The following is a 21,637-nucleotide window of genomic DNA, read 5'->3' as shown; positions in this document are numbered from 1 at the left end:
GAAGGCAGGAAGGGATGCTGCACAGAAGCGAAGAGGGCACGGACGGCTCCGACGGCGAACTGACCGTCCCCATGGCGTGGTTGTACGCCGAGTACATCGCCGACGAGCTGCTGCGGACCGGCGATCTGATGCCGCCGACGTCCTTCGAGTTCCGCGCGGGACGGGACGCCCTGGCGCTGACCATCTTCCTCTCCGACACCGAGGGAGAGCTGTCCGGCATCAGGGTCGTCACGCAGTTGGAGACGTGGCTGTCACTGACGGCGTACGACCAGCCGTGGCAGGAGTGGGTGCGTGAGCGGCTGGCCGAGCTCGGCGCCGGGGCCGCGGAGTCGGGCGGGCCCGCGCCGGACCTGGACCTGGCGGAGGACGCCTGGCGCTGGCTCCAGGAGACGGAGCTGCTCGCGCCCGACCTGAACGCGGTGCCGGGCGGCGCTCCGGTGGTCGGGGAGGACGAGGGGCCGAAGGTCTGGACGCCCGCCTGGCAGCTCGGACTGCCGCTGGGACACCTCGCCATCCATCTTTTTTAGATTTCCGCGGCCCCGGACCAATCCGCGGGCCGGAGCGCTCCGAATCCTTTGGTTGCGATTGTGTCACCGGCTTGAGTGATTCAGCGGCCTGGTCCGTACCGGTGGGAGCAAGGAGTAACCCCACCCGCACCCAACGGCACGAGGATTCGGCATGAGGTCCCTGGAAAGGCATCGCGACGTCGGCGCCTACGCGCTCGGCGTGCTGGACGAGGCGGAGGCCTTCCGCTTCGAGGACCACCTCATGGAGTGCCCTCGGTGCGCCGCAGAGGTGACGGAATTCGGCCCGACGACACGGCAGTTGATGCTGTACCGGCGGGCGACGCCACGGTTCGTGCACCCGATGGCGCAGCCCGGTCAGCGCATGCTGGACCGGCTGCTGGCCGAGGTGGCGACGCGGCGCCGGGCCGGGCGCAGGCGCATGCTGTTCGGCCTGGCCGCGTCGGTGGTGATCGCCGTGTCGGTACCCGGCGTCGCGATGATGGCGCGGGGCGGCGCCGAGGAGCCGGTGCGGATCGCGGCGACCGACGCGCGGTCGGGTGTCTGGGCCCAGGTGACGGTCGAGGACAAGGCCTCGGGCAGCCAGGTCGAACTGAAGGTGAAGGACGCGGCCGGTCCCCGGCCCTGCCACCTGGTCATCGTCGGCCGTGACGGCACGGAGGAGACCGCGACCAGCTGGCAGGGGCCCGGGCACGACACCCACCCCAGCACGATGATGGCCAGTTCCTCCATGCATCCCGACGAGACCGCCCGCTACGAGGTCCGCTCGGCGGCCGGGGAGGTCCTGGTGAGACTCCAGCCGCAGTAGGGCCCGCCGGGCACGTCCCGCCTGCTCCGCGGAAGGAGTTCCTTTCGAGTGGTCGCGCCCGGCCCGCTGAGGGCGAGGCCGGGGCCCACGACCGGCGCTCTGGTGTGCCCTGGCGTCAGGACGCCGTCGCTCAGTCCCGCGACGGTTGTGCCAGTCGCCCCAGCAGCCCCGCGACCAGGGCGGTCTGGGCGGGCACGGTGTCGGGGTAGATGAACTCGCCCCGTGCGTGGGCGCCGTCGCCGACCGCGCCCATGCCGCAGAGGACGGGCAGGCCCAGTGCGGCGACGAAGTTGGCGTCGCTGGCGCCGCCGACGGCGGCGTCGGGCAGGCCGTCGCGGCCCTGCTCCCGGGCGACCTCGCGGGCGAGGCCCAGGAGGGGCGCTGAGGCGGCGTTCAGGGTCATCGGCGGCCGGTTCCAGGCGTGTTCGATCTCGATGCGGACGCGGGGGTCGCTGACCTCGATGGCGTCCAGTTCGCGGTCGACACGGGCCTGTTCGGCCACGCTGCCGACCCGGATGTCGACGCTCGCGGTGGCCTGCCCGGCGACGACGTTGGTGGCGGAGCCGCCCTCGATGAGCCCGGTGTTGATGGTCGTGCCCCTGTCGGGGGCGGCCACGGCCGCGGCGGCCACCACGAACTCGGACAGGGCGGTGATCGCGCTCGCCCCGTCCTGAGGCGCGAGCCCGGCGTGCGCCTCGACGCCGGAGGCGGTCACCCGGAAGATCCCGGAGCCCTTGCGGGCGGTCTTGACCGCGCCGTGGGCGGTCGGCTCAAGCACCAGTGAGGCGTCGGCCTTCCGCGCGACCTCCTCGATCACCGGCCGTGAGGACGGGGAGCCGATCTCCTCGTCGCCGTTGAAGAGGAAGGTGACGCCGGGCACGGGCGCACCGCTCTCCCGGGCCAGTTTCAGGGCCCAGATGCCCTGGGCCAGGCCGGTCTTCATGTCGAAGATGCCCGGGCCGCTGAGCTTGTCCCGGCCGTCGGCGGACGCCTCCGGCTGCTGCCATCCGGCGAGGGTGCCGGCCGGCCATACGGTGTCGTAATGGCCGACGAGCGCGACGTGCCCGGCGCCGGTGCCGGCGTAGGTCAGGGTGAGGGTGTCTCCGCACGCACCGCCGGGATGGCGCTGTTCGTGGTCGGGCCGCCCGAGGCGGTGGACCGTCAGTTCGCGCAGGAGGTCCAGCCCCGCCGCGAGTCCGGGCAGGTCGTGGCTGCTGGTCTCGTGGCGGACGAGGGTCAGGATGTCGGTGACGATCTCCGACGATACGTCCTGGGCGCGGGCGGAGAGGGCGGCAGCGGGCGATGCGGTCATGATCTGCTTTCTCGGACGGAGGCGGGGCGGAGACGGGGCGGCGTTTCCTCGGCGGAAGGAGCCGGGTCAGCCGACACCGAAGGGGATGCCCAGCAGGTACCAGGCCACGAAGAACGCGATCCAGACGACCCAGACGACGGCGGCGATCGGAATCGTGAAGGAGGCCAGGGTGCCGATGCCGGCGGACTTGCGGTACTGCTGGATGAAGCCCAGGGCCATCACGAAGTACGGACTCATCGGGGTGACGCAGTTGGTGACCGAGTCGGCGACGCGGTAGACGGCCTGGGTGGTCTCCGGCTCGATCCCGATCAGCATCAGCATGGGCACGAGCACCGGCGCGGCCAGCGCCCACAGCGCGGAGCCGCTGGTGATGAGGAGGTTCATGAAGGTGATCAGCACGGCGATGCCGACCAGCACGGTCCAGCCGTGCATGTCCAGTTCGCGCAGGGTCTCCGCGCCCTTGACCGCGAGGATGTTGCCGATGTTCGTCCACTTGAAGTAGGCGAGGAACTGGGAGATGGCGAAGAACAGGACGAGGATCGGCGCCATCGACCGGGTGCCGTCGGCCATCGCGGCGATGATGTCCCGGGCGGCGGAGAAGGTGCCGGTCATCCGGCCGTAGACGGTGCCGAGCAGGGCGAAGAACACGCCGAGGACGAGCGCCATCCCGCCGATGAGCGGGGAGTCGACGATGCCGCCGTCCTCGCCGCGCAGCGGTGAGGACGCGGGGATCATCGACACCGCCAGGAGCCCCAGGAAGCCCACTGCCACCAGCCCGGTCACCCGCAGGGCACGGCGCTGCTGCCCGGTGACCTCGATCGCCGTCAGATCCGTGGCGTCCGGTTCGGTGACGGGCTCGTCGGGCTCCAGGTCCGAGCGGCGGGTGAGGACCTTGTCGACGACGAGCGTGATCACCAGGGCTATGAGGACCGACGAGCCGAGCCCGAAGAAGTAGTTGGCCAGCGGGGTGACGACGTAGTCGCCGTCGATGGTGTGGGCGGCGGCGGTGGAGATCGAGGACAGCAGGACGTCGGTGGGGGTCAGCGAAGGGGAGGCGTCGTAGCCGGCGGAGATCGAGACGTAGGCGACGATGCAGCCGAGCACCGGGCTGCGGCCCGCCGCACGGAAGATGAGCGCGCCGAGCGGGATGAGGGTGACGTAGGCGGCGTCGCCGGCGACATGGCTGACCATGGCCGTCATCGACAGGGCGAAGGTGAGGTACCTGCCCGGCACCCGCGCGACCATGCGGCGCAGCAGGGCGGCGAACAGCCCGCTCCTCTCGGCGACGGCGATGCCGAACATCACGGTGAGGATGGTGGCCAGCGGCGGGAAGGCCGCGTAGTTGTCGACTGCTCCCTCGACGGCCATCGTGAGGCCGTCCTTGCTGAGCAGGTTCCGCACGTCGATGGTCTCGTGCGTGCCGGGGTGCACGGCGCTGACGCCGACCGTCGCCAGTACGGCGCTGAGGACGGCGACGACCCCCGCGAGGATCCAGAACAGCCAGAACGGGTTGGGGAGTTTGTTACCGACCTTCTCGATCGCCGCGAAACTCCGGAACGCGGCGCGCAGGAGTCTCGACCGCGGCTCGGTCGGCTGGGGCTGGGCGGAGGTGGTACTCATCGGTTCCTCTTCGCACATTCGAGGGATGTTCCTGCGAACAATGGCACTTCGATGAGAGATTCTCTAGCCTCTGGATGTAACAGTGGGATTAATCGGCAGTCTAAGGTGGAGTGCTATGACCCGCCCTCTCCTGGACGAGCTCGACCGGCGCCTCATCGGCGCACTCCACCTGGCACCCCGGGCCACCTGGGACGACATCGGCGGGATCCTGGCCGCCGACGCCAGCACGCTCAAACGCCGCTACGACCGGCTGCACGAGGCCCGGATGGTCCGCGTGATCGGGCAGGCCGACTGGGGCATGCACTCCACGACGATGCCGGTCCACGTTTTCCTGGACATTACCGGCGAAACCCCGCTGGCCGTCCTCCACCGGCTCCGTGACCTGCCCCACCTCCAGCTCCTGGCACAGATCTCCGGCGACTACCCCCTCTACGTCGTGGTCCACGCCCCCACCGAGGCCGCCACGAGTGAGGCGATCGACCGGATGTTCTCCATCCCCGGCGTCCGCCGCGTCAACGCCCTGCCGGCCCTCAGCACACTGCGCCGTGGCATCACCTGGGATCCCGGGTTTCTCACCGAGGCCGAACGCGCCGGGCTGCTCGAGCTCACCGGAGCCCGCCCCGAGGGCACCGCGACGGCGACACCCCCCGCCAAACCGCTCAGCGAGGCCGAACGCACGGTCGTCGCCCAGCTCATCCAGGACGGCCGCGCATCCGCCGCGAGCATCGCCCGGGCCGCCGGTCTGGCCACCTCCACCGCACACCGCGTCGTCCGCCGGGTCCTGGACGAGGGGTGGGTCAAACCGCGCCTGGAAATCGTGTCGGAATGGCTCGGCTTCCAGACCCCCTTCATGCTCCGCCTGCGCGTGGCCCCCGGCGAAACCCCCGACGTCATGCACCGTATCGACCGGCTCCCCCAGACCCGGCTCGCCGTCCATGTGGCCAGCGACCTGTCCGTCCTCGCCACCGGCCTGGTCACCGACCGCTCCGCCCTGGCACGCTTCGTCGACGACGAACTGTCCGGGATCCCCGGCATCCTCGCCGTCAGCGTCGGCGTCATGCTGGCCGAACCGCGCCGCTACTGGCTGGACCGGGACGGGACCTCCGGTCTCGGTGAATTCCACGCGCCGGCGCTCCTGTAGCCGGGTCCGGCGGCGCCGGCCGGCGCGATGGATCCAGAAGGCCGTCTTCCGCGGCAGCTCACTTCAGCAGCCGGGACATCCTGCGGTCCGCCAGCGGTTTCCCGCCGGTCTGGCAGGTCGGGCAGTACTGGAGCGAGGAGTCGCTGAAGGACACCTCGCGGACGGTGTCGCCGCACACCGGGCAGGGCTCGCCCGTGCGGCCGTGCACGCGCAGGCCGCTCTTCTTCTCGGCCTTCAGCCGGCCGGCCGCCACGCCCCGGGAGCGCTCGACCGCCTCGGTGAGCGTGTCGCGCAGGGCCGCGTACAGCCGCCCGGTCTCCTCCTCGCTCAGGGACGCGGCCAGCTTGAAGGGCGACATCCTCGCCGCGTGCAGGATCTCGTCGCTGTAGGCGTTGCCCACGCCCGCGATCAGGCTCTGGTCGCGCAACGCGCCCTTGAGCTGCCGCCGTTCACCGGCCAGGAGTTCCGTGAAGCGCCGCTCGTCGAAGTCGTCGGCCAGCGGGTCCGGGCCGAGCCGGGCGATGCCCTGGACCTCCTGGGGGTCCGCCACGACGTACACCGCGAGCCGCTTCTGGGTGCCGGCCTCGGTCAGGTCGAAACCGGCTCCGGTCTCCAGGGCCACGCGCAGGGCGAGGGGGCCCTTGCCGGGCCGGGGCGGGCCGTCGGGGAGGCGGTCCTTCCAGTGCAGCCAGCCGACGCGGGCCAGGTGCGTCACGAAGTGCGGGCCGTCCGCGGTCCGGATGTCGAGGAACTTGCCGTACCGGCGCACGGCGGCCACCTCGTGGCCCTCCAGCGCGGACAGGGGCGGGTCGTACGTCTTCAGGACGCTGATCGCGACGGGCAGCACCCGTACGATCTCGTGGCCGACGAGGTGCTCGGTGAGGAAGTCCTTGAGCGCCTCGACCTCGGGGAGTTCCGGCATAGGTCCAGAGTGCCACGCGGTTTCACTCGGGGTCGGGCACCACGAACTCGCACCACACGGCCTTGCCGCCGCCGCGCGCCTCCACGCCCCACACGTCGGTGAGCAGCTCGACCAGCAGCAGCCCCCTCCCGGAGACGCCCGACTCGCCCGCCTCGCGGCGGCGCGGCAGGGCGCTGGAGGAGTCCTCGACCTCGACGCGCAGCCGGCGTTCCGAACCGGTGAGGGCCCGCAGGGTGACGATCGCGGAGCCCTCGGTGTGCATCAGGGCGTTGGTGACCAGCTCGTCGGCGACCAGTTCGATCTCGTCGGCGCGGTCCGCGGCTCCCCAGACGCCGACCGCGGTGCGGATCGTGTGCCGGGCCTCGGCCAGGGCCGCCGGATCGCCGGGGGCGACGAGCCACTGGAGCCGGCGGCCGGACTGCGGGCCGTCCGGCCCTCGCCGGCGCAACAGGAGCAGCGCCACGTCGTCGTCGCCGCCGCGTTCGGCGGCCACGTCGATGAGCCGGTCGGCGAGGTCCCGTACGTCGTCGGGACCGGTGGCGACGAGCGCGGTCAGGGTGCGCATACCGTCGTCGAGGTCGGCGCCGGGCTGCTCCACCAGCCCGTCGGTGCACAGCAGCAGTGTCTCGCCCGGGTCCAGTTCCACGGTGCCCACCGGATAGGAGAGGCGGCCGAACTCGGCGGACAGGCCGAGCGGCAGACCGCCCGGGACGGTGACGCGGCGGCAGGAGCCGTCGGTCTGCCGCACGAGCGGATCGATGTGGCCGGCCCTGACCACCTGGAGCACGCCGGTGGACAGGTCGGCCTCCGCGTAGAGGCAGGTCGCGGAGCGGTCGGTGTCGAGTTCGTGCAGGAAGACGGAGGCCCGGGCCATCACGGTGGCCGGGGTGTGCCCCTCGGCGGCGTAGGCGCGCAGCACGATGCGCAACTGGCCCATGACGGCGGCCGCGTGCGTGTCGTGGCCCTGGACGTCGCCGATGACGGCGCCGACCCGGCCGCCGGGCAGCGGGATCAGGTCGTACCAGTCGCCGCCGATGTCACGGCCGAGGGAGCCGCCGATGGTGGCCGCGCGGTAGCGGACGGCGATGTCGGCACCGGGCACGCTCGGGATGGTCCGGGGCAGCATGGCCTGCTGGAGGCCCTGCGCGAGGTCCATCTCCTGCTCGTAGAACATGGCCCGCTGGAGGCTCTGCGCGATGCTGCTGCCGAGGGCGACGAGGATGTTGCGCTCCTCGGAGGTGAAACCGTGCCGGTCGCTGTAAAGCAGGCCCATCGCGCCGATCGGCTGTGCCTGGACGATGAGCGGCAGATACGCGGCCGACGTGATGTTCAGGTCTGTGATGTGCGGCCAGAGGATCGGGTAGCGCTCGGCGAACTCCTCCGGCGACTCGATGAAGCAGGGAGCGAGGGTCCGTACGGCCTCGCTCATCGGGTAGGGCTCGTCGATCCGGGTGACGCGGGTGCCGGGCACGAAGCTGTCCGAGGGGCCCTCGGCGACCAGACGGATGCGGCCGGCCTCGACCAGGCCCATGACGAGGCTGGTGGCGCCCAGGTGGGTGAGGCCGTGAGTGTCCTTGAGGACGTCGATGACGTCCTGGACGGTGCGGGCGTGGGCGAGGGCGGCCGTGGTGAGTTCGACGACGCTGGTCTGCTGCCGGCGGGCCTCGTCCTGGGCGGCCTGGTCGCTGCGGGCCTCGCTCTCGGCGAGTTCCTGGGTGGCGTCCCGGACGATGCCGATGATGCGGCGGGGCCGTCCGGTGTCGTCGCGCCGGATGTAGCCCTGGGTGTGGGTCCAGCGCAGGGAGCCGTCGCGGCAGCGGACGCGGAAGTAGGCGCCGTAGTTCTCGCTGCCGTCCTTGAGGGCCTGGGTGACCGCGGTGTCCAGGCGCCGGGCCTCGCCGGGCGGGACGCGCTTGGAGAGGGTCTCGGGGTGGTCGTCGTACTCGTCGGGGCGCACGTCGAAGACCTCGTGGGCCCGGGCGTCCATCTGCATCAGGCCGGTGTCCAGATCCCAGTCGAAGCTGCCCATCCGGTTGAGCGCGAGGATCGGGTCCGGGTGGGTGGGCCAGTCGTCCGGGAGGGACAGGGCGCTCGCTCCCCGATCAGCCATGGGCCCACCTTGCCAGGATTCGTCCGATTCTTCGACCGGATGTGCTGAGTTTACGGGCCACTCCGCCGAACCGGCCCTCAGTTACCGAAGACGTCCGTGGGGCTGCCGAGGATGCTGCCGTCGGCCGGATCATCGGGAATCAGCCCGGCTCCGTCGGGCAGATCGGGACTGTCCGGCACGGCGACGGGGCCGACCTCGTCGGGGCCGCCGGGGTCGTCGGGGGGCGGTTCGTCGGGCATCGGGCCGGGCTCGTCGGGCGGTGGTGCGTCCGTGACGGTGACCGGGGGGCTGATGTCACCCGGGGAGCTCACGTCCCGGGGGGACGTGCTGCGCGGGTCCGCGGAGACGCCGGACTCGCGTGGAGCGGGGGGCGGTGGCTCGGACGGCCGGGGCGTCGGAGCCGGGGAGTTCATCGCCCAGACCGGTGGCGGCAGGGCCCGGTCGCGGCGCACGTCGTGGCCGGTGCGCCGTTCGATCCAGGTGCGGGTGGTGACGTCGACGATCGTGAAGTCGGTGATCGTCTGCGGAGCGGGCCTCACGACGACGACCCGGCCGGGCCGGTAGCCGGGCCACGGGGTGCCCTGGACGGCCGGTGTGCCCCGCAGCGCCACCGGGGGGCGGAGCGGGTTGCCGCAGGCGCACCGGACGCGCGGCACGCCCCGGCCGTCGACCAGGACGGCGGTGCCCGCCTGGAGGACGGCCTGGTAACCGACGGCCCGGCCGGCCCGGAAGCCGTGGTTGGTGACGCGGGTGTCGGCACGCAGCACGACCGGCGTCAGATCGCGCAGGCGATCCGGGACGGACGCCGGGGAGACGCCCGCGACCCGGGCGAAGGCGCGTGTCCTGGCCCGGTCGCGGGTGAGGTGGCCGATCTGCCGGGCGACGTCGCAGCTGCCGGTCCGCTCGATGCCGCCGTACAGGCCGGGTGTTCCGCCGGAGAGCGAGCGCAGGCCGCTCAGGTCGGCGGAGACCGGTGCCGCGTCGCCCGGGCCGGCCGTCTCGGGCGTTCGGGGGATGGGGGACGGGGTAGCCGTCGTGGTGGCCGTGGAGTCCGTGAAGGGGTTCGGCCCCTGGGCCGCGGCCGGTTGGAGGAAGAGGGCCCCGTCGGCGCCCGCGGCGTCGTCCTCGCCGGCGCCGTCACCGTCGCCGCCGCAGCCCGAGAGGAGGAACGTCACGAAGAGCACGCAGACCGTGGCGAGGGTCCCGGTAGGTGTCCGCACGTCGCCCTCCAGCCCACTTCGTCACGTATGAGGTAATTGATCACTATTGTTTGCTTCACTCACTCGGGTCACGCAACCGGAGTGGTTGCTCACGGAGCGTGACAACGGGTCTGGCGCGGCACTGGGAGGAGCGCACGGCCGTGGACTGGTTCACCGCATCCGACTACTGGCTGAGCCGGCTGGTCTTCCAGCGGGCGCTGGCCGCCGTCTACCTGGTCGCGTTCCTGACGGCGGCGTTGCAGTTCCGCGCGCTGATCGGGCAGCGCGGCATGCTGCCGGTGCCGAGGTTCGTCGAGCGGGTGCCCTTCAAGCGGGCACCGAGCCTGTTCCAGCTGCACTACTCGGACCGTTTCTTCGCCGTCTGCGCGTGGGCGGGCTGCGCGGTGTCGGCGGCGCTGCTGGCCGGGCTGGACTCGCTGCTGCCGCTGTGGGGCGGCATGCTGCTGTGGCTGGTGCCGTGGGTGCTGTACCTGTCGGTCGTGAACGTCGGGCAGACCTGGTACTCGTTCGGCTGGGAGTCGCTGCTGCTGGAGGTCGGCTTCCTCGCCGTGTTCCTCGGCAACGACGAGGTGGCGCCGCCCGTCGTCGTGCTGTTCCTGCTGCGCTGGATCCTGTTCCGGGTGGAGTTCGGCGCGGGGCTGATCAAGATGCGGGGCGACGAGTGCTGGCGGAAGCTGACGTGCCTGGACCACCATCACGAGACGCAGCCGATGCCGGGCCCGCTGAGCTGGTTCTTCCACCATCTGCCCCGCCCCCTGCACCGGGTCGAGGTGGCCGCGAACCACTTCACACAACTCGTCGTGCCGTTCTTGCTGTTCACGCCGCAGCCGGTCGCGACGGCCGCCGCCGCGCTGATGATCGTCACCCAGCTGTGGCTGGTGCTGTCGGGCAACTTCGCCTGGCTGAACTGGATCACGATCGTGCTGGCCCTGCCGGCGGTGCGGTTCCCGGCCGATCCGCCGTCGGTGCCCGGCGCGCCGCTCTGGTACGAGGTCGTGGTCCTCGTGGTCGCCGCGCTGCTGCTGGGACTCAGCTACCAGCCGGTCCGCAACATGATCTCCCGCCGCCAGGTGATGAACCGGTCCTTCGACCCGCTCCATCTGGTCAACACCTACGGCGCGTTCGGCAGCGTCAGCCGGGTCCGCCACGAGGTGGTCGTCGAGGGCACGGCCGACGACGTGCCCCGCGAGGACTCCGACTGGCAGGAGTACGAGTTCAAGGGCAAGCCCGGTGATCCCCGGCGCTGGCCGCGTCAGTTCGCGCCGTACCATCTGCGGCTCGACTGGCTGATGTGGTTCGCGGCCCTCTCCCCCGCGTACGCCGGGTCCTGGTTCGGCGCCCTGGTGGAGCGGCTGCTGGAGAACGACCGCGACACGCTGAAGCTGCTGCGCCGCTCGCCGTTCCCGCCGGACGAGCCCCCGCGGTACGTGCGCGCCCGCCTCTTCCGCTACCGCTACACGACCTGGAGCGAGCTGCGGGAGACGGGCGCGTGCTGGGAGCGGACGTACGTACGGGAGTTCCTGCCGCCGACGCGGCTGGCGGAGACCGTTCAGAGGTCGTAGACGCGGGTGGCCGTGGCACCGAAGATCCGGGCGTGGTCGGACGGGCCGGTCAGCCGGCGTGCGGTGTCGAGCACGTCGCCGTAGGTCGCCGCGAGGGTGCACACCGGCCAGTCCGAGCCGAACATCAGGCGTTCCGGGCCGAAGGCCTCCAGCACCGTGCCGGCGTACGGGCGCAGGTCGTCGATCGTCCAGGACGCGAGGTCGGCTTCGGTGACCATGCCGGAGAGCTTGCAGACGGTGTTGGGCAGTGCGGCGAGGGCACGGACGTCGGACGCCCAGGGTTCGATCGCGCCGGAGGCGATGGGCGGCTTGCCCAAGTGGTCCAGGACGAAGGTGAGTCCGGGCAGGGAGGCCGCCGCCTCGGTGCAGGCCTGGAGCTGGTGGGGCAGCACGACCAGGTCGTACACCAGCCCCGCCTCGGCCACGGCGGTCAAGCCCCGGCGTACGTCCGGACGCAGCAGCCACCGCGGATCCGGCTCGCCCTGGACTTGGTGCCGGATGCCCTTCAGGTATCGCCCGCCGGGCAGTTCCCGCAGCCGGGCCAGCTCGTCGGCCACGTCGGGGCGGGTGAGGTCGGTCCAGCCGACGACCCCGGCGATCAGCTCGTGCTCGTCGGCGAGGGCCAGGAACTCCGGGGTCTCGTCGGGGACGGTGACGGTCTGGACGAGGACGGTGCGGTCGACGCCCGCCGCGCGAGCCTCGGGTGCGAGATCCTTCACGGTGAAGTCGCGCCGGATCGGGCTGCCTTCCGTGATCCAGTCCTGGTCCCGCACGGACAGGTCCCACACGTGGTGGTGCGCGTCGACCACGGTCATGACGGCAGCTCCCAGACGACGGGCAGGCCGGCGTCCGCGCCCTCGCCGGAGTAGTCGTGCACCACGTCCAGCAGCTCGGCCATGCGGGCCTGCCAGGCGACGTTGACCGGCAGTTTCTCCAGTTCGGCGAGGAGGCGGGCGTAGTCCTCGCACTCCAGGACGTGGAACAGGTCGGTTCCGCTGCGCCAGATGGTCCAGGAGGTGGCGCCCGCGGCGCGGATGGCGTCGGTGAGCTCCCCGGGCACCTCGCGGTGGGCGGCCTCGTACTCCGCGATGCGGTCGGCGCGGACCTTGGTGTGCAGGGCGACTCTCATGACGGCTCCTTGGCCGGCGTCTCGGACTGCTCCTCGGCGGGCACGGGGGCGTCTGCGGGCAGCAGGCCCTTGGCACGCAGTTCCTGCCAGAACGCGGCGGGCACGCGGGCCGCGAACTGGTGGGCGCAGTCGCGGACTTCATGCGCAGAGCGGGCTCCGACGAGGACGCTGGCGACGGCCGGGTGGGCGGCGCAGAAGGCCAGGGCGGCGGCGCGCAGCGTGGTGCCGTGGCGGTGGGCGACGGACTTCAGGCGCAGCGCCCGCTGGACCAGGTCGGAGGGTGCGACGGTGTAGTTGTACTTCGCGCCCGGCTGCGGGTTCGCCAGCAGGCCGGAGTTGAAGGCACCGCCGATGACGACGGACCTGCCCCGTTCCTGGGCGGCGGGCAGCAGGCCGGTGAGGGCGCTCTGGTCGAGCAGGGTGTAGCGGCCGGCGCACAGCACCACGTCGACGTCGGTGTCGCGGACGAAGCGGGTGAGCATCTCCGCCTGGTTCATCCCGGCGCCGATCGCCCCGACCACACCCTCCGAGCGGAGCTTCTCCAGCGCGGGGTAGCCCTCACGGAAGGCCCACTCGGCGTGCTCGTCCGGGTCGTGGAGGTAGACGATGTCGACCCGGTCGAGACCGAGGCGTTCCAGGCTGGCCTCCAGGGTGCGGCGGATGCCGTCGGCGCTGAAGTCCCAGACGCGCCGGTGGGTGGCCGGCACGGCGAAGCCGCCGGCGAGGTCGTCGCCGGTGCCGTCCGTGGGCTCCAGACGGCGGCCCACCTTGGTGGAGACGGTGTACCGGTCGCGGGGGTGGTCGCGCAGGGCGGCGCCGAGGCGGCGTTCGGACAGGCCGAGGCCGTAGTGCGGGGCGGTGTCGAAGTAGCGGATGCCCCGCTGCCAGGCGGCCTCCACGGCCTCGCGGGCCTGCTCCTCGCCGACGGCCGTGTACAGGTTGCCGATCGCGGCCGCGCCGAAGGACAGGGCGCTGACCTCGACGCCGCTGCCGCCGAGCCGGTTCACCGGGCCACCGGCCGCAGCCGCAGGCCCTGCATGCCGCCGTCGACGGCGAGCGAGGTGCCCGTGGTGGCGCCGGACAGGGGGCTCGCCAGGTAGGCGATGGCGCCCGCGACCTCGCCGGCGCCGACCAGGCGGCCGGTGGGCTGGCGGGCCTCCAGGGCGGCGCGTTCGGCGGCCGGGTCGGGGGCGGCGTCGAGGAGGCGGCCGACCCACGGTGTGTCGACCGTGCCCGGGTTGACGCAGTTGACGCGGATGCCCTCGCGGACGTGGTCGGCGGCCATGGCGAGGGTCAGCGAGTACACGGCGCCCTTGGTGGCGCTGTACAGGGCCCGCTGCGGCAGGCCCGCGGTGGCCGCGATGGAGCAGGTGTTGACGATCGCCGCGTGCGCGGAGGCACGCAGGTGGGGCAGGCAGGCGCGGGCGGTGCGCACCATGCCGACGACGTTGACGTCGTAGACGCGGTGCCAGTCGTCGTCGGAGTTGTCCTCGACGGTGCCCTGGGCGCCGATGCCCGCGTTGTTCACCAGGACGTCCAGCCCGCCGAGGTCGGCGACGGCCGCCGCCACGGCCTCGCGCACGGACGCGTCGTCGGTGACGTCCGCCCGGTAGGCCAGCAGGGGCTTGTCGACCGACGACGGGTCCAGGTCGAGGACGGCGACCTGTGCACCGCGCTCGGCCAGCAGTTCCGCGGCGGCCCGGCCGATGCCGGAGGCGCCGCCCGTCACCAGGGCCCTGATGCCCTCGAAGTCGCTCATGCAGCCCGACCCTTCTTCTTGTCGAGGTCGGCGGCCCAGAACTCGCCGCCCGGGTAGGTGAACCGCGCGAGCGACTCGGGCCGCATGGCGGCCGAGAAGCCCGGCGCGGAGGGTGCCGTGTAATGACCTTCGCGGATGACCACCGGGTCGAGGAAGTGGTCGTGCAGATGGTCGACGTATTCGATGACGCGGTCCTCGGTGGTTCCGGTCAGGGCCACGTAGTCGAACATCGACAGGTGCTGGACCAGTTCGCACAGGCCGACACCGCCCGCGTGCGGGCACACCGGGACGCCGAACTTGGCCGAGAGCAGCAGGACCGCGAGGTTCTCGGGGACGCCGCCGACGCGGGCCGCGTCGATCTGGACGACGTCCAGCGCGCCGGCCTGGAGGAGCTGTTTGAAGACGATCCGGTTGTGCACGTGCTCGCCGGTGGCGACCTTCACGGGGGCGACGGCCCGGCGGATCGCCGCGTGGCCGAGGATGTCGTCGGGGCTGGTGGGCTCCTCGATCCAGTAGGGGTCGAACTCGGCGAGGGCCTTGGTCCAGCGGATGGCCTCGTCGACGTCCCAGCGCTGGTTGGCGTCGACGGCCATGCGGACGTCCGGGCCGATGACGGAACGGGCCACGCGGCAGCGGCGGATGTCGTCGTCGAGGTCGGCGCCGACCTTGAGCTTGATCTGCCGGAAACCGTCGGCGACGGCCCCGGCGGCGAGCCGCGTGAGTTTCTCGTCGTCGTAGCCGAGCCACCCGGGCGAGGTGGTGTAGGCGGGGTAGCCGCGCTCCAGCAGCCGGGCCGTGCGCTCCTCGGCGCCCTCTCTGCCCCGGCGCAGCAGGGTCAGGGCCTCCTCGGGGGTGAGGGCGTCGGTGAGGTAGCGGAAGTCGACCTGGCGTACCAGCCATTCGGGTTCGGCCTCGGCGAGCAGCCGCCACAGCGGCAGGCCGGCGCGCTTGGCGGCCAGGTCCCACACGGCGTTGACGACCGCGCCGATCGCCATGTGCATCACGCCCTTCTCGGGCCCGAGCCAGCGCAGCTGGCTGTCGCCGATCAGGTCGCGGTTCAGGGTGGACGGATCGGCGCACAGGTCGTCGACGGAGCGGCCGATCAGGTGTCCGCGCAGCGCGTCGATCGCCGCGACCTGCACCTCGTTGCCCCGCCCGATGGTGAAGGCGAATCCGTGCCCCTCGTGCCCGTCGGCCGCGTCCGTGCGCAGGACGACGTAGGCCGCCGAGTAGTCGGGGTCCGGGTTCATCGCGTCGGAGCCGTCGAGCTCGCGCGAGGTGGGGAAGCGGATGTCGTGGGTGTCGACCGCGGTGATGCGGGCGGGCGTCGGGGACACAGAGGGCCTTTCGGGTCGGTTGCGGAGGCGGGCGGGTCAGTCCTGGGCGCGGCCCGTGGTGACCCGGGCGATCATGAGGGCGACCAGGATGATCCCGCCGTAGATGGCCTGGATCCAGAACGACGGCACCTGGGCGAGGGTGAGCAGGTTCTGCACGACGCCCAGGAGGAGGACGCCGGTCAGGGCGCCGAACATGGTGCCCTTGCCGCCGTCGAGGGCGATGCCGCCGATCACCGCGGCCGCGAACACCGTGAAGATCATGTTCTGGCCCTGGTTGGCGCTGATCGCGCCGACGTACCCGGTCTGCATGATGCCGCCGACGGCGGCGAGGACGCCCGCGACGACGAACACGCCGAGCATGACGCGCTCGACGCGGATGCCCGCCGCCCGGGCCGCGTCCGCGTTGCCGCCGATGGCGTACAGGGCGCGGCCGACCCGGTGGTACTTCAGGACCAGCCCGGCGACGGCGAAGGCGATCGCGGCGATCCACACCGACAGCGGGACGGTGAGGAAGGTGGTGGTCGCCAGCGAGTAGAAGCTGTCGGGCATTCCGAACAGCGTCTTGCCCTTGGTGGCGCCGACCAGCAGGCCGCGCAGCACGATCAGCATCGCGAGCGTCACGATGAACGCGTTGAGTTTGAACTTCACGACCAGCACGCCGTTGAAGGCGCCGACGGCCGCACCCGCGACCAGGACCGCCAACAGGGCGAGAGCCACCGGGAGTTCGGTGCCCCAGCCGGACTGGGCGGCGGGCAGCACGAGCAGGGCGCCCACGGCGGGTGCGATGCCGACGACCGATTCCAGGGACAGGTCGAACTTGCCGGTGATGAGCACGAGGGACTCGGCGAGCACGACCATCGCGAGGGCGGCGGAGGCGCCGAGGATCGAGATGATGTTCCGCTCGGTGAGGAACGAGTCGTTGACCACCGCGCCGAGCACGAGGAGCAGCAACAGGGCGGGCACGAGGGCGAGTTCGCGGGCGCGGCGGAGCAGGACGGCCTTCGCGGCGCGCGGGTCGGTGACGCGCGCGGGCGCGAGCGGCGGGGCCGCCTTGGTATCAGCCATGGTCCACTCCTTCGATGGAGGCGATGAGCTCGTGGTCGCGCCAGCCCGCCGGGTGCTCGGCGACGACACGGCCGTGGAAGAGGACGAGGACCCGGTCGCAGCGCCTGAGGTCGTCGAGTTCGTCGGAGACGACCAGCACGGCGGTGCCGTCCTCGCGGGCGCTGTCCACCCGGGCGAGCAGGGACTCCTTGGACTTCACGTCGACGCCCGCGGTCGGGTTGACGAGGACGAGGAGCCGTGGGTCGGAGGCGAGAGCGCGGGCCATGACGACCTTCTGCGCGTTGCCGCCGGACAGGTCCGAGACGGGCTGGTCGGGGCCCTCCGCGTGGATGTCGAGGCGTTCGATCAGCGCCGTGGCGACACCGCGCTTGCGGTCGGTACCGACGAAGCCGAAGCGGCCGAGCCGGTCCAGGACGCTGAGGGTGGCGTTGTCGCCGATGGACATGCCGAAGACCAGCCCCTCGTCGTGCCGGTCACGGGGGACGAAGCCGACACCCGCCTTCAGAGCGGCCTGGACGTCCCCGAACGGCAGCGGGGCGCCGTCGATCCGGGCCGTCCCACTTGTGGGCGTGTGCAGCCCGGTGAACGACTCGGCGAGTTCGATCTTGCCGCTGGCGCTGGATCCGGCGAGTCCGACGACCTCGCCGCGGCGGACGGTGAGGTCGACGTTCTCGTACGCCGGCGAGGTGAGGCCGCTGACGTCGAGGAGGACGGGCCCGGCGGCCGCGACGGTCCTCAGCCGCTCGGCCTGTTCGGCGATCGTCTCCCCCGCCATGGCCTCCACCAGGGCCCGGCGGGGCAGGTCGGCGACCGGCGCGGTGGTGATCCAGCGGGCGTCGCGCAGGACCGTGACGGTCTGGCAGACCTCGTACACCTCCTGGAGGTGGTGGGAGATGAACAGGAAGGTGACGCCCGAGTCCTGGAGGGCGCGCATGCGCGTGAACAGCCGCTCGATCTCCCGGTTGTCGAGCTGGGCGGTGGGTTCGTCGAGGACGATGAAGCGGGCGCCGAAGCTGAGGGCCCGGGCGATCTCCACCATCTGCCGGTCCTCGACCTTGAGGTCGGCGGTGCGGGCGCCGGGATCGACGCGCACGTCCCAGGTGTCGAGGAGCCGGGCCGCCTCGGTCTTCAGGCGGCGCCAGCTGATGAACCCTCGCTGGAGCGGCTGCCGGTTGATGAACAGGTTCTCGGCGACGGTCAGTTCCGGGACGACCGTCGGGTGCTGGTAGACGCAGGCGACCTTGCGGCGCCAGGCGTCGCGGTCGGTGAGCGGGGGCGCGGGGTCGCCGTCGAAGCGGACGGTGCCCTCGTCGGGGGCCTGAAGGCCGGTGAGGATCCTGACGAGGGTCGACTTGCCCGCGCCGTTGCGCCCGACGAGGGCGTGGGACTCGCCCGGCAGGACGGTGAGCTGCCCGTCGGCGAGGGCGGTGGTGGGGCCGTACCGCTTGACGACGCCCCGCGCTTCAGCCAGTGGGGTGCTCATTCGACCGTGTTGCCCCAGAGCTTGGGGTCGTCGACGTTGTCCTTCGTCACCAGCGGCGCGGGCAGCTGGTCCTCCAGGATGCCGCTGGGCAGCTTGACGATGGTGGAGTCGTGGTCCGTCGGGCCCGGCTCGAACGTCTTCCCCTGCATCGCCGCCTTGATGTAGTACATGCCGTACTTGGCGTAGGCGTCGGCGGGCTGGGAGACGGTCGCGTCGATCTCGCCCTTGCGGATCGCGTCGAACTCCTGCGGGATGCCGTCGTTGGAGACGATGGTGATGTGGCCCTGCTGCCCGGCCTTCTTCAGCATCCCCTTGGACTTGAGGGTCTGGAGGGTGGGCGCGAGGTAGACGCCGCCCGCCTGCATGTAGATGCCCTTGATGTCGGGGTTGGCGTTGAGGAGGGTGTCGAGCTTCGAGGCCGCCGCGTCGGACTCCCACTTGGCGGGGATCTCCAGGACCTTCAGCTTCGGGAAGTTCTTCTTCACGCAGGCGCGGAACGCCTCGGAGCGGTCGCGGCCGTTGACCGAGGCGAGGTCGCCCATGATCTGCACGACCTTGCCGGAGGTGATGTGCTCGCCGAGGTACTGGCAGGCCTTCTCGCCGTACGCCACGTTGTTCGCCCGGACCACCATGGCGACCTTGCCCTTGTCGGGCGCCACGTCCACGGCCACGACCGGTACGCCCTTGCGCTCGGCCTGGTCGAGGCCGGCCTCGATGGCGGCGCTGTCCAGCGGCGCGACGACCAGGCCCTTGACGCCCTGGTTGAGCTGGTTGTTGATGTCGGTGATCTGTTGCGAGGGATCGCTGTTGGAGTTGACGGTCTTCATCGCGTCCACGCCCTCGGACTTCGCCATCTTGGGCACGTAGTCGTTGTACGACTGCCAGAACGGTGAGGTCAGCAGGGGCAGGACGACCCCGACCTTGCCGCTGCCGTCACCGCCGCCGGTACTGGAGGCGCCGGTGTCCTTGGTGCTGCCGCACGCGGCGAGCACGAGACAGGCACCGGCGGCCAGGGCCACCGTGCCGACGATCCGGGACCTGTTGCGCTTGGGCACTGTGCTTCCGGGCATCCGAGGGTGCTCCCATCGACCGGTGTTCCAGCAGATGTCCGCATACTTATCAGACCACTCGCCCGCCAGAACACCCTGCGACACCAGATTTTCGCGCTTCTGGCGCATAGTGGTCCGACCACTCCGCCGATTAGACTGCGCCGCAGCCGGTGATCGGAGGAATGGCGTGGACGACGAGACAGCCCCGCAGAAGGGCACCGTGACGCAGCGCGCCATCGAGCGGATCAAGGCGATGATCGGCGAGGGCCGGCTGGAGCCGGGCCAGCGGTTGCCCACCGAGCGTGACCTCGCCGTCCAGCTCGGCATCTCCCGCAGCTCGATGCGGGAGGCGATCCGCGCGCTCACGGTGCTGGGCGTGCTGGAGGCCCGGCACGGGTCGGGCATCTACGTCACGCAGCTGGAGGCCGGCGACCTGCTGGAGACCTTCGGGGTCGTGGCGGACCTGTCGCGCGGCCCGCGTCTGGTGGAACTGCTGGAGATCCGGCGGATCCTGGAGTCGACGGCGACGGCGCTGGCCGCCGCCCGGATCACCGCGGACCAGCTGGCCGAGGTCGAGAAGCACCTGGCGGCGATGAACGCCACGGACGATCCGGAGGAGATCCTCGCCCACGACCTGGCCTTCCACCGTGAGATCGCGGTGGCCGCGGGCAACGAGACCATGGCCGCGATCCTGGAGGGACTGTCGTCGCGGACGTTCCGCGCCCGTGTCTGGCGCGGCTATCAGGAGGAGGGCGCCTTCGCCCGCACCCGCCGCGAACACGCCGCGATCCACCGCGCCCTGGCCGCCCGCGACCCGGAGGCGGCCCGCGCGGCGGCGGCCGCGCACGTGGGCGAGGTGGAGGAGTGGCTGCGGGCACAGCTCGGGCCCCAGGGACAGTCCCCAGGGCCCGACGTGCCGCCGCTTACTTGAACTGACCGGGCTGGTAGTCGCCCGCCGGCTGCTGGAGGATGACGTTCAGCCGGTTCGCCGTGTTCATGAAGGCGATCAGGGTCACCAGGGCGACGAGCTGCTCCTCGTCGTAGTGCTTGGCGGCCCGCTCCCACACGTCGTCCGGCACCCCGCCGGCGCCGTCCGCGATGCGGGTGCCCTGCTCGGCCAGCTCCAGTGCGGCGCGCTCGGCCTCGGTGTAGACCGTGGCCTCCCGCCACGCGGCGACCAGGTTGATGCGCACGGAGGTCTCACCCGCCGCCGCGGCCTCCTTGGTGTGCATGTCGATGCAGACCGCGCAGCCGTTGATCTGGCTCACGCGGAGCGAGACCAGCTCCCGGGTGGTGGCGGGCAGCGGTGAGTCCACGACCAGCCGCCCCAGGGACATGAACTGCTTGATGACCTTGGCGGCGCTCGGGAGGGCGAAGACGTCCAGTCGCGCGTTCATGGTGAACTCCTGTGTCGTTGTCGATGCTTACGCCCTTATGAGTCGGCGGTCCGGCTCGATGTGACATCGCGGAATGTGACGTGCGTCTCCCGCAGGGCGACAATGGGCCGTATGCGACTGCGGGGCACGGCCTGGGTCAGCGCCGGACTCCTGGCGGCCGTCGCGACCGGCTGTACCGGCGGCGGGGACGAAAGCGCGCCCGAGGCGTCTCCCACGTCCACCCGGGCCACGAGCGAGCGGCCTCGCACCACGCCCTCCCCCACCGCGGCCGACCCCGTCTCCCTCCCGGCCCTGATGCAGCGCAAGCACACCGGCTCCGACCTGCGGCTCGGGGACGTGCTCGACCGGACCTCCGACTACACCCGCTACGCGGTCACGTACGAGGCGAACGGCCTGACCATCTCCGGGATCATGAACATCCCGGAGGGCAAGGGCCCGTTCCCGGCACTGGTGCTGGCGCACGGCTACGTCGACCCCGACGTCTACGTCAGCGGCCAGGGCATGCCCCGGGAGCAGGACCGCCTGGCCCGCAGCGGCTACGTCGTCCTGCACACCGACTACCGAAACCACGCCCGCTCCGACGACGACCCCGACAACGACGTCGGTCTGCGCCTCGGCTACACCGAGGACGTCATCGGCGCGGCCCTGGCCCTGCGCGACTCCGGGCGGCCGGAGATCGACGGCGACCGGATCGGGCTGTTCGGCCGGTCGATGGGCGGCGGGGTCGTGTACAACACGCTGGTCGTGGCGCCCGGCCTGTTCGACGCCGCGGTGGTGTACGCGCCGGTGAGCGCCCGCCCGGAGGAGAACATCGACCACTTCCAGCGGCCCGAAGGCGATCCCCTCGTGACCGAGATCGAGGAGGAGCACGGCACGCCGGAGGAGAACCCGGCCTTCTGGCGCGCGGTGTCGCCCCTGACGTACGCCGACCGTGTCACCGAGCCCCTGCTGATCCAGCACGGCACGGCGGACGACACCTGCCCCCTCACCTGGTCACGGCAGGTCGCCGCCGCGTTCGAGAAGGCGGGCAAGGACGTCGAACTGCGCACCCACGCCGGCGAGGGACACACCTTCGGACCGCGGTGGCCGGCCTCGATGGACCTCACCGAAGCCTTCTTCGCACGCCACTTGCGCTGAACCGCTCGGATCATCCGGCTGCCGAGGGCCTCGACGTGCGCCCCCGGCCGGTGCACAGTTCT

20 protein-coding genes are annotated in these 21,637 nt (G+C 71.8%); 6 read left to right on the top strand and 14 right to left on the bottom strand.

Features of this window, described 5'->3' with window-relative positions; translation table 11 throughout:
- The first annotated feature begins 14 nt into the window (after positions 1-14).
- Both ABFX81_RS05840 and ABFX81_RS05835 read left to right on the top strand, forming a co-directional pair.
- Complete coding sequence (locus ABFX81_RS05840) at positions 15-527, top strand: hypothetical protein (RefSeq protein WP_346137701.1); 513 nt, start codon at positions 15-17, stop codon at positions 525-527.
- Between the two features lie 151 nt (positions 528-678).
- Positions 679-1,332 carry a zf-HC2 domain-containing protein gene (locus tag ABFX81_RS05835; protein ID WP_086854972.1) on the top strand — a complete coding sequence of 218 codons (654 nt, stop codon included), beginning with the start codon at positions 679-681 and terminating at the stop codon, positions 1,330-1,332.
- Positions 1,333-1,462: 130 nt separating this feature from the next.
- On the opposite strand, the gene ABFX81_RS05830 is transcribed toward ABFX81_RS05835, so the two are convergent.
- Entirely contained in the window at positions 1,463-2,644 is a 1,182-nt protein-coding gene (locus tag ABFX81_RS05830; protein WP_086854973.1) for a M20/M25/M40 family metallo-hydrolase, read from the bottom strand.
- A 66-nt stretch (positions 2,645-2,710) separates the two neighbouring features.
- Positions 2,711-4,264, bottom strand: a complete 1,554-nt coding sequence (locus ABFX81_RS05825) for an AbgT family transporter (RefSeq protein WP_086854976.1) — start codon at positions 4,262-4,264, stop codon at positions 2,711-2,713.
- 115 nt (positions 4,265-4,379) lie between these two features.
- On the opposite strand from ABFX81_RS05825, the gene ABFX81_RS05820 reads away from it, so the two are divergent.
- Positions 4,380-5,405 carry a winged helix-turn-helix transcriptional regulator gene (locus ABFX81_RS05820; protein WP_086854974.1) on the top strand — a complete coding sequence of 342 codons (1,026 nt, stop codon included), beginning with the start codon at positions 4,380-4,382 and terminating at the stop codon, positions 5,403-5,405.
- 58 nt (positions 5,406-5,463) lie between these two features.
- Here ABFX81_RS05820 and ABFX81_RS05815 read toward each other — a convergent pair whose 3' ends face one another.
- From ABFX81_RS05815 to ABFX81_RS05805, 3 genes are all read right to left on the bottom strand, one after another.
- Entirely contained in the window at positions 5,464-6,327 is an 864-nt protein-coding gene (locus ABFX81_RS05815) for a DNA-formamidopyrimidine glycosylase family protein (protein ID WP_086854975.1), read from the bottom strand.
- 22 nt (positions 6,328-6,349) lie between these two features.
- Positions 6,350-8,437, bottom strand: coding sequence for a SpoIIE family protein phosphatase (locus ABFX81_RS05810; protein WP_346137700.1), 2,088 nt, complete (start codon positions 8,435-8,437; stop codon positions 6,350-6,352).
- A 77-nt stretch (positions 8,438-8,514) separates the two neighbouring features.
- A complete protein-coding gene (locus ABFX81_RS05805) occupies positions 8,515-9,657 on the bottom strand; it encodes a DUF6777 domain-containing protein (RefSeq protein ID WP_346137699.1) in 1,143 nt (380 codons plus the stop codon).
- 140 nt (positions 9,658-9,797) lie between these two features.
- Between ABFX81_RS05805 and ABFX81_RS05800 the strand changes: the two genes are divergently transcribed.
- Entirely contained in the window at positions 9,798-11,219 is a 1,422-nt protein-coding gene (locus ABFX81_RS05800) for a lipase maturation factor family protein (RefSeq protein WP_086853549.1), read from the top strand.
- Here the strand turns inward: ABFX81_RS05800 and ABFX81_RS05795 are convergent.
- From ABFX81_RS05795 to ABFX81_RS05760, 8 genes are read right to left on the bottom strand one after another with little or no spacing between them, the layout of a single operon-like run.
- The gene (locus tag ABFX81_RS05795) at positions 11,207-12,034 is read right to left on the bottom strand and encodes an amidohydrolase family protein (protein WP_086853547.1); all 828 of its coding nucleotides are present in this window, start codon (positions 12,032-12,034) and stop codon (positions 11,207-11,209) included. The genes ABFX81_RS05800 and ABFX81_RS05795 overlap by 13 nt on opposite strands.
- Complete coding sequence (locus tag ABFX81_RS05790; protein WP_086853546.1) at positions 12,031-12,348, bottom strand: L-rhamnose mutarotase; 318 nt, start codon at positions 12,346-12,348, stop codon at positions 12,031-12,033. Before ABFX81_RS05790 ends, ABFX81_RS05795 begins: the two co-directional genes overlap by 4 nt.
- Positions 12,345-13,355, bottom strand: coding sequence for an aldo/keto reductase (locus ABFX81_RS05785; RefSeq protein ID WP_086853543.1), 1,011 nt, complete (start codon positions 13,353-13,355; stop codon positions 12,345-12,347). Before ABFX81_RS05785 ends, ABFX81_RS05790 begins: the two co-directional genes overlap by 4 nt.
- On the bottom strand, positions 13,352-14,107 hold the full coding sequence (locus ABFX81_RS05780) for an SDR family oxidoreductase (RefSeq protein ID WP_086853541.1): 756 nt from the start codon (positions 14,105-14,107) through the stop codon (positions 13,352-13,354). The genes ABFX81_RS05785 and ABFX81_RS05780 overlap by 4 nt, the downstream gene beginning before the upstream one ends.
- Entirely contained in the window at positions 14,104-15,444 is a 1,341-nt protein-coding gene (locus ABFX81_RS05775) for an enolase C-terminal domain-like protein (RefSeq protein ID WP_086853539.1), read from the bottom strand. Before ABFX81_RS05775 ends, ABFX81_RS05780 begins: the two co-directional genes overlap by 4 nt.
- Before the next feature lie 36 nt (positions 15,445-15,480).
- Positions 15,481-16,509 carry an ABC transporter permease subunit gene (locus tag ABFX81_RS05770; RefSeq protein ID WP_086853537.1) on the bottom strand — a complete coding sequence of 343 codons (1,029 nt, stop codon included), beginning with the start codon at positions 16,507-16,509 and terminating at the stop codon, positions 15,481-15,483.
- Positions 16,502-17,992 carry an ATP-binding cassette domain-containing protein gene (locus tag ABFX81_RS05765; RefSeq protein WP_086853535.1) on the bottom strand — a complete coding sequence of 497 codons (1,491 nt, stop codon included), beginning with the start codon at positions 17,990-17,992 and terminating at the stop codon, positions 16,502-16,504. The genes ABFX81_RS05770 and ABFX81_RS05765 overlap by 8 nt, the downstream gene beginning before the upstream one ends.
- The gene (locus ABFX81_RS05760; protein ID WP_086853533.1) at positions 17,989-19,062 is read right to left on the bottom strand and encodes a substrate-binding domain-containing protein; all 1,074 of its coding nucleotides are present in this window, start codon (positions 19,060-19,062) and stop codon (positions 17,989-17,991) included. The genes ABFX81_RS05765 and ABFX81_RS05760 overlap by 4 nt, the downstream gene beginning before the upstream one ends.
- A gap of 166 nt (positions 19,063-19,228) precedes the next feature.
- Between ABFX81_RS05760 and ABFX81_RS05755 the strand changes: the two genes are divergently transcribed.
- A complete protein-coding gene (locus ABFX81_RS05755; protein ID WP_346137698.1) occupies positions 19,229-19,972 on the top strand; it encodes a FadR/GntR family transcriptional regulator in 744 nt (247 codons plus the stop codon).
- Here the strand turns inward: ABFX81_RS05755 and ABFX81_RS05750 are convergent.
- Positions 19,965-20,438: a carboxymuconolactone decarboxylase family protein gene (locus ABFX81_RS05750; RefSeq protein ID WP_086851414.1), complete on the bottom strand. Its 474-nt coding sequence runs from the start codon at positions 20,436-20,438 to the stop codon at positions 19,965-19,967. The genes ABFX81_RS05755 and ABFX81_RS05750 overlap by 8 nt on opposite strands.
- A 111-nt stretch (positions 20,439-20,549) precedes the next feature.
- Here ABFX81_RS05750 and ABFX81_RS05745 point away from each other — a divergent pair, with 111 nt between their 5' ends.
- The gene (locus tag ABFX81_RS05745; RefSeq protein WP_086851416.1) at positions 20,550-21,575 is read left to right on the top strand and encodes a prolyl oligopeptidase family serine peptidase; all 1,026 of its coding nucleotides are present in this window, start codon (positions 20,550-20,552) and stop codon (positions 21,573-21,575) included.
- Positions 21,576-21,637: the final 62 nt, after the last annotated feature.

This window comes from Streptomyces coeruleofuscus, from assembly GCF_039532725.1.
Taxonomy (GTDB): domain Bacteria; phylum Actinomycetota; class Actinomycetes; order Streptomycetales; family Streptomycetaceae; genus Streptomyces; species Streptomyces coeruleofuscus.
The sequence above is the reverse complement of the archived record's forward strand: the minus strand, read 5'-3'. Positions and strand labels throughout refer to the sequence as shown.

Bases quoted from the DNA above. Each gene is read 5' to 3' on its own strand.
- ABFX81_RS05840 (WP_346137701.1), top strand. From the start codon at position 15: ATGCTGCACAGAAGCGAAGAGGGCACGGACGGCTCCGACGGCGAACTG.
- ABFX81_RS05835 (WP_086854972.1), top strand. From the start codon at position 679: ATGAGGTCCCTGGAAAGGCATCGCGACGTCGGCGCCTACGCGCTCGGC.
- ABFX81_RS05830 (WP_086854973.1), bottom strand. From the start codon at position 2,644: ATGACCGCATCGCCCGCTGCCGCCCTCTCCGCCCGCGCCCAGGACGTA.
- ABFX81_RS05825 (WP_086854976.1), bottom strand. From the start codon at position 4,264: ATGAGTACCACCTCCGCCCAGCCCCAGCCGACCGAGCCGCGGTCGAGA.
- ABFX81_RS05820 (WP_086854974.1), top strand. From the start codon at position 4,380: ATGACCCGCCCTCTCCTGGACGAGCTCGACCGGCGCCTCATCGGCGCA.
- ABFX81_RS05815 (WP_086854975.1), bottom strand. From the start codon at position 6,327: ATGCCGGAACTCCCCGAGGTCGAGGCGCTCAAGGACTTCCTCACCGAG.
- ABFX81_RS05810 (WP_346137700.1), bottom strand. From the start codon at position 8,437: ATGGCTGATCGGGGAGCGAGCGCCCTGTCCCTCCCGGACGACTGGCCC.
- ABFX81_RS05795 (WP_086853547.1), bottom strand. From the start codon at position 12,034: ATGACCGTGGTCGACGCGCACCACCACGTGTGGGACCTGTCCGTGCGG.
- ABFX81_RS05790 (WP_086853546.1), bottom strand. From the start codon at position 12,348: ATGAGAGTCGCCCTGCACACCAAGGTCCGCGCCGACCGCATCGCGGAG.
- ABFX81_RS05780 (WP_086853541.1), bottom strand. From the start codon at position 14,107: ATGAGCGACTTCGAGGGCATCAGGGCCCTGGTGACGGGCGGCGCCTCC.
- ABFX81_RS05770 (WP_086853537.1), bottom strand. From the start codon at position 16,509: ATGGCTGATACCAAGGCGGCCCCGCCGCTCGCGCCCGCGCGCGTCACC.
- ABFX81_RS05765 (WP_086853535.1), bottom strand. From the start codon at position 17,992: ATGAGCACCCCACTGGCTGAAGCGCGGGGCGTCGTCAAGCGGTACGGC.
- ABFX81_RS05760 (WP_086853533.1), bottom strand. From the start codon at position 19,062: ATGCCCGGAAGCACAGTGCCCAAGCGCAACAGGTCCCGGATCGTCGGC.
- ABFX81_RS05750 (WP_086851414.1), bottom strand. From the start codon at position 20,438: ATGAACGCGCGACTGGACGTCTTCGCCCTCCCGAGCGCCGCCAAGGTC.
- ABFX81_RS05745 (WP_086851416.1), top strand. From the start codon at position 20,550: ATGCGACTGCGGGGCACGGCCTGGGTCAGCGCCGGACTCCTGGCGGCC.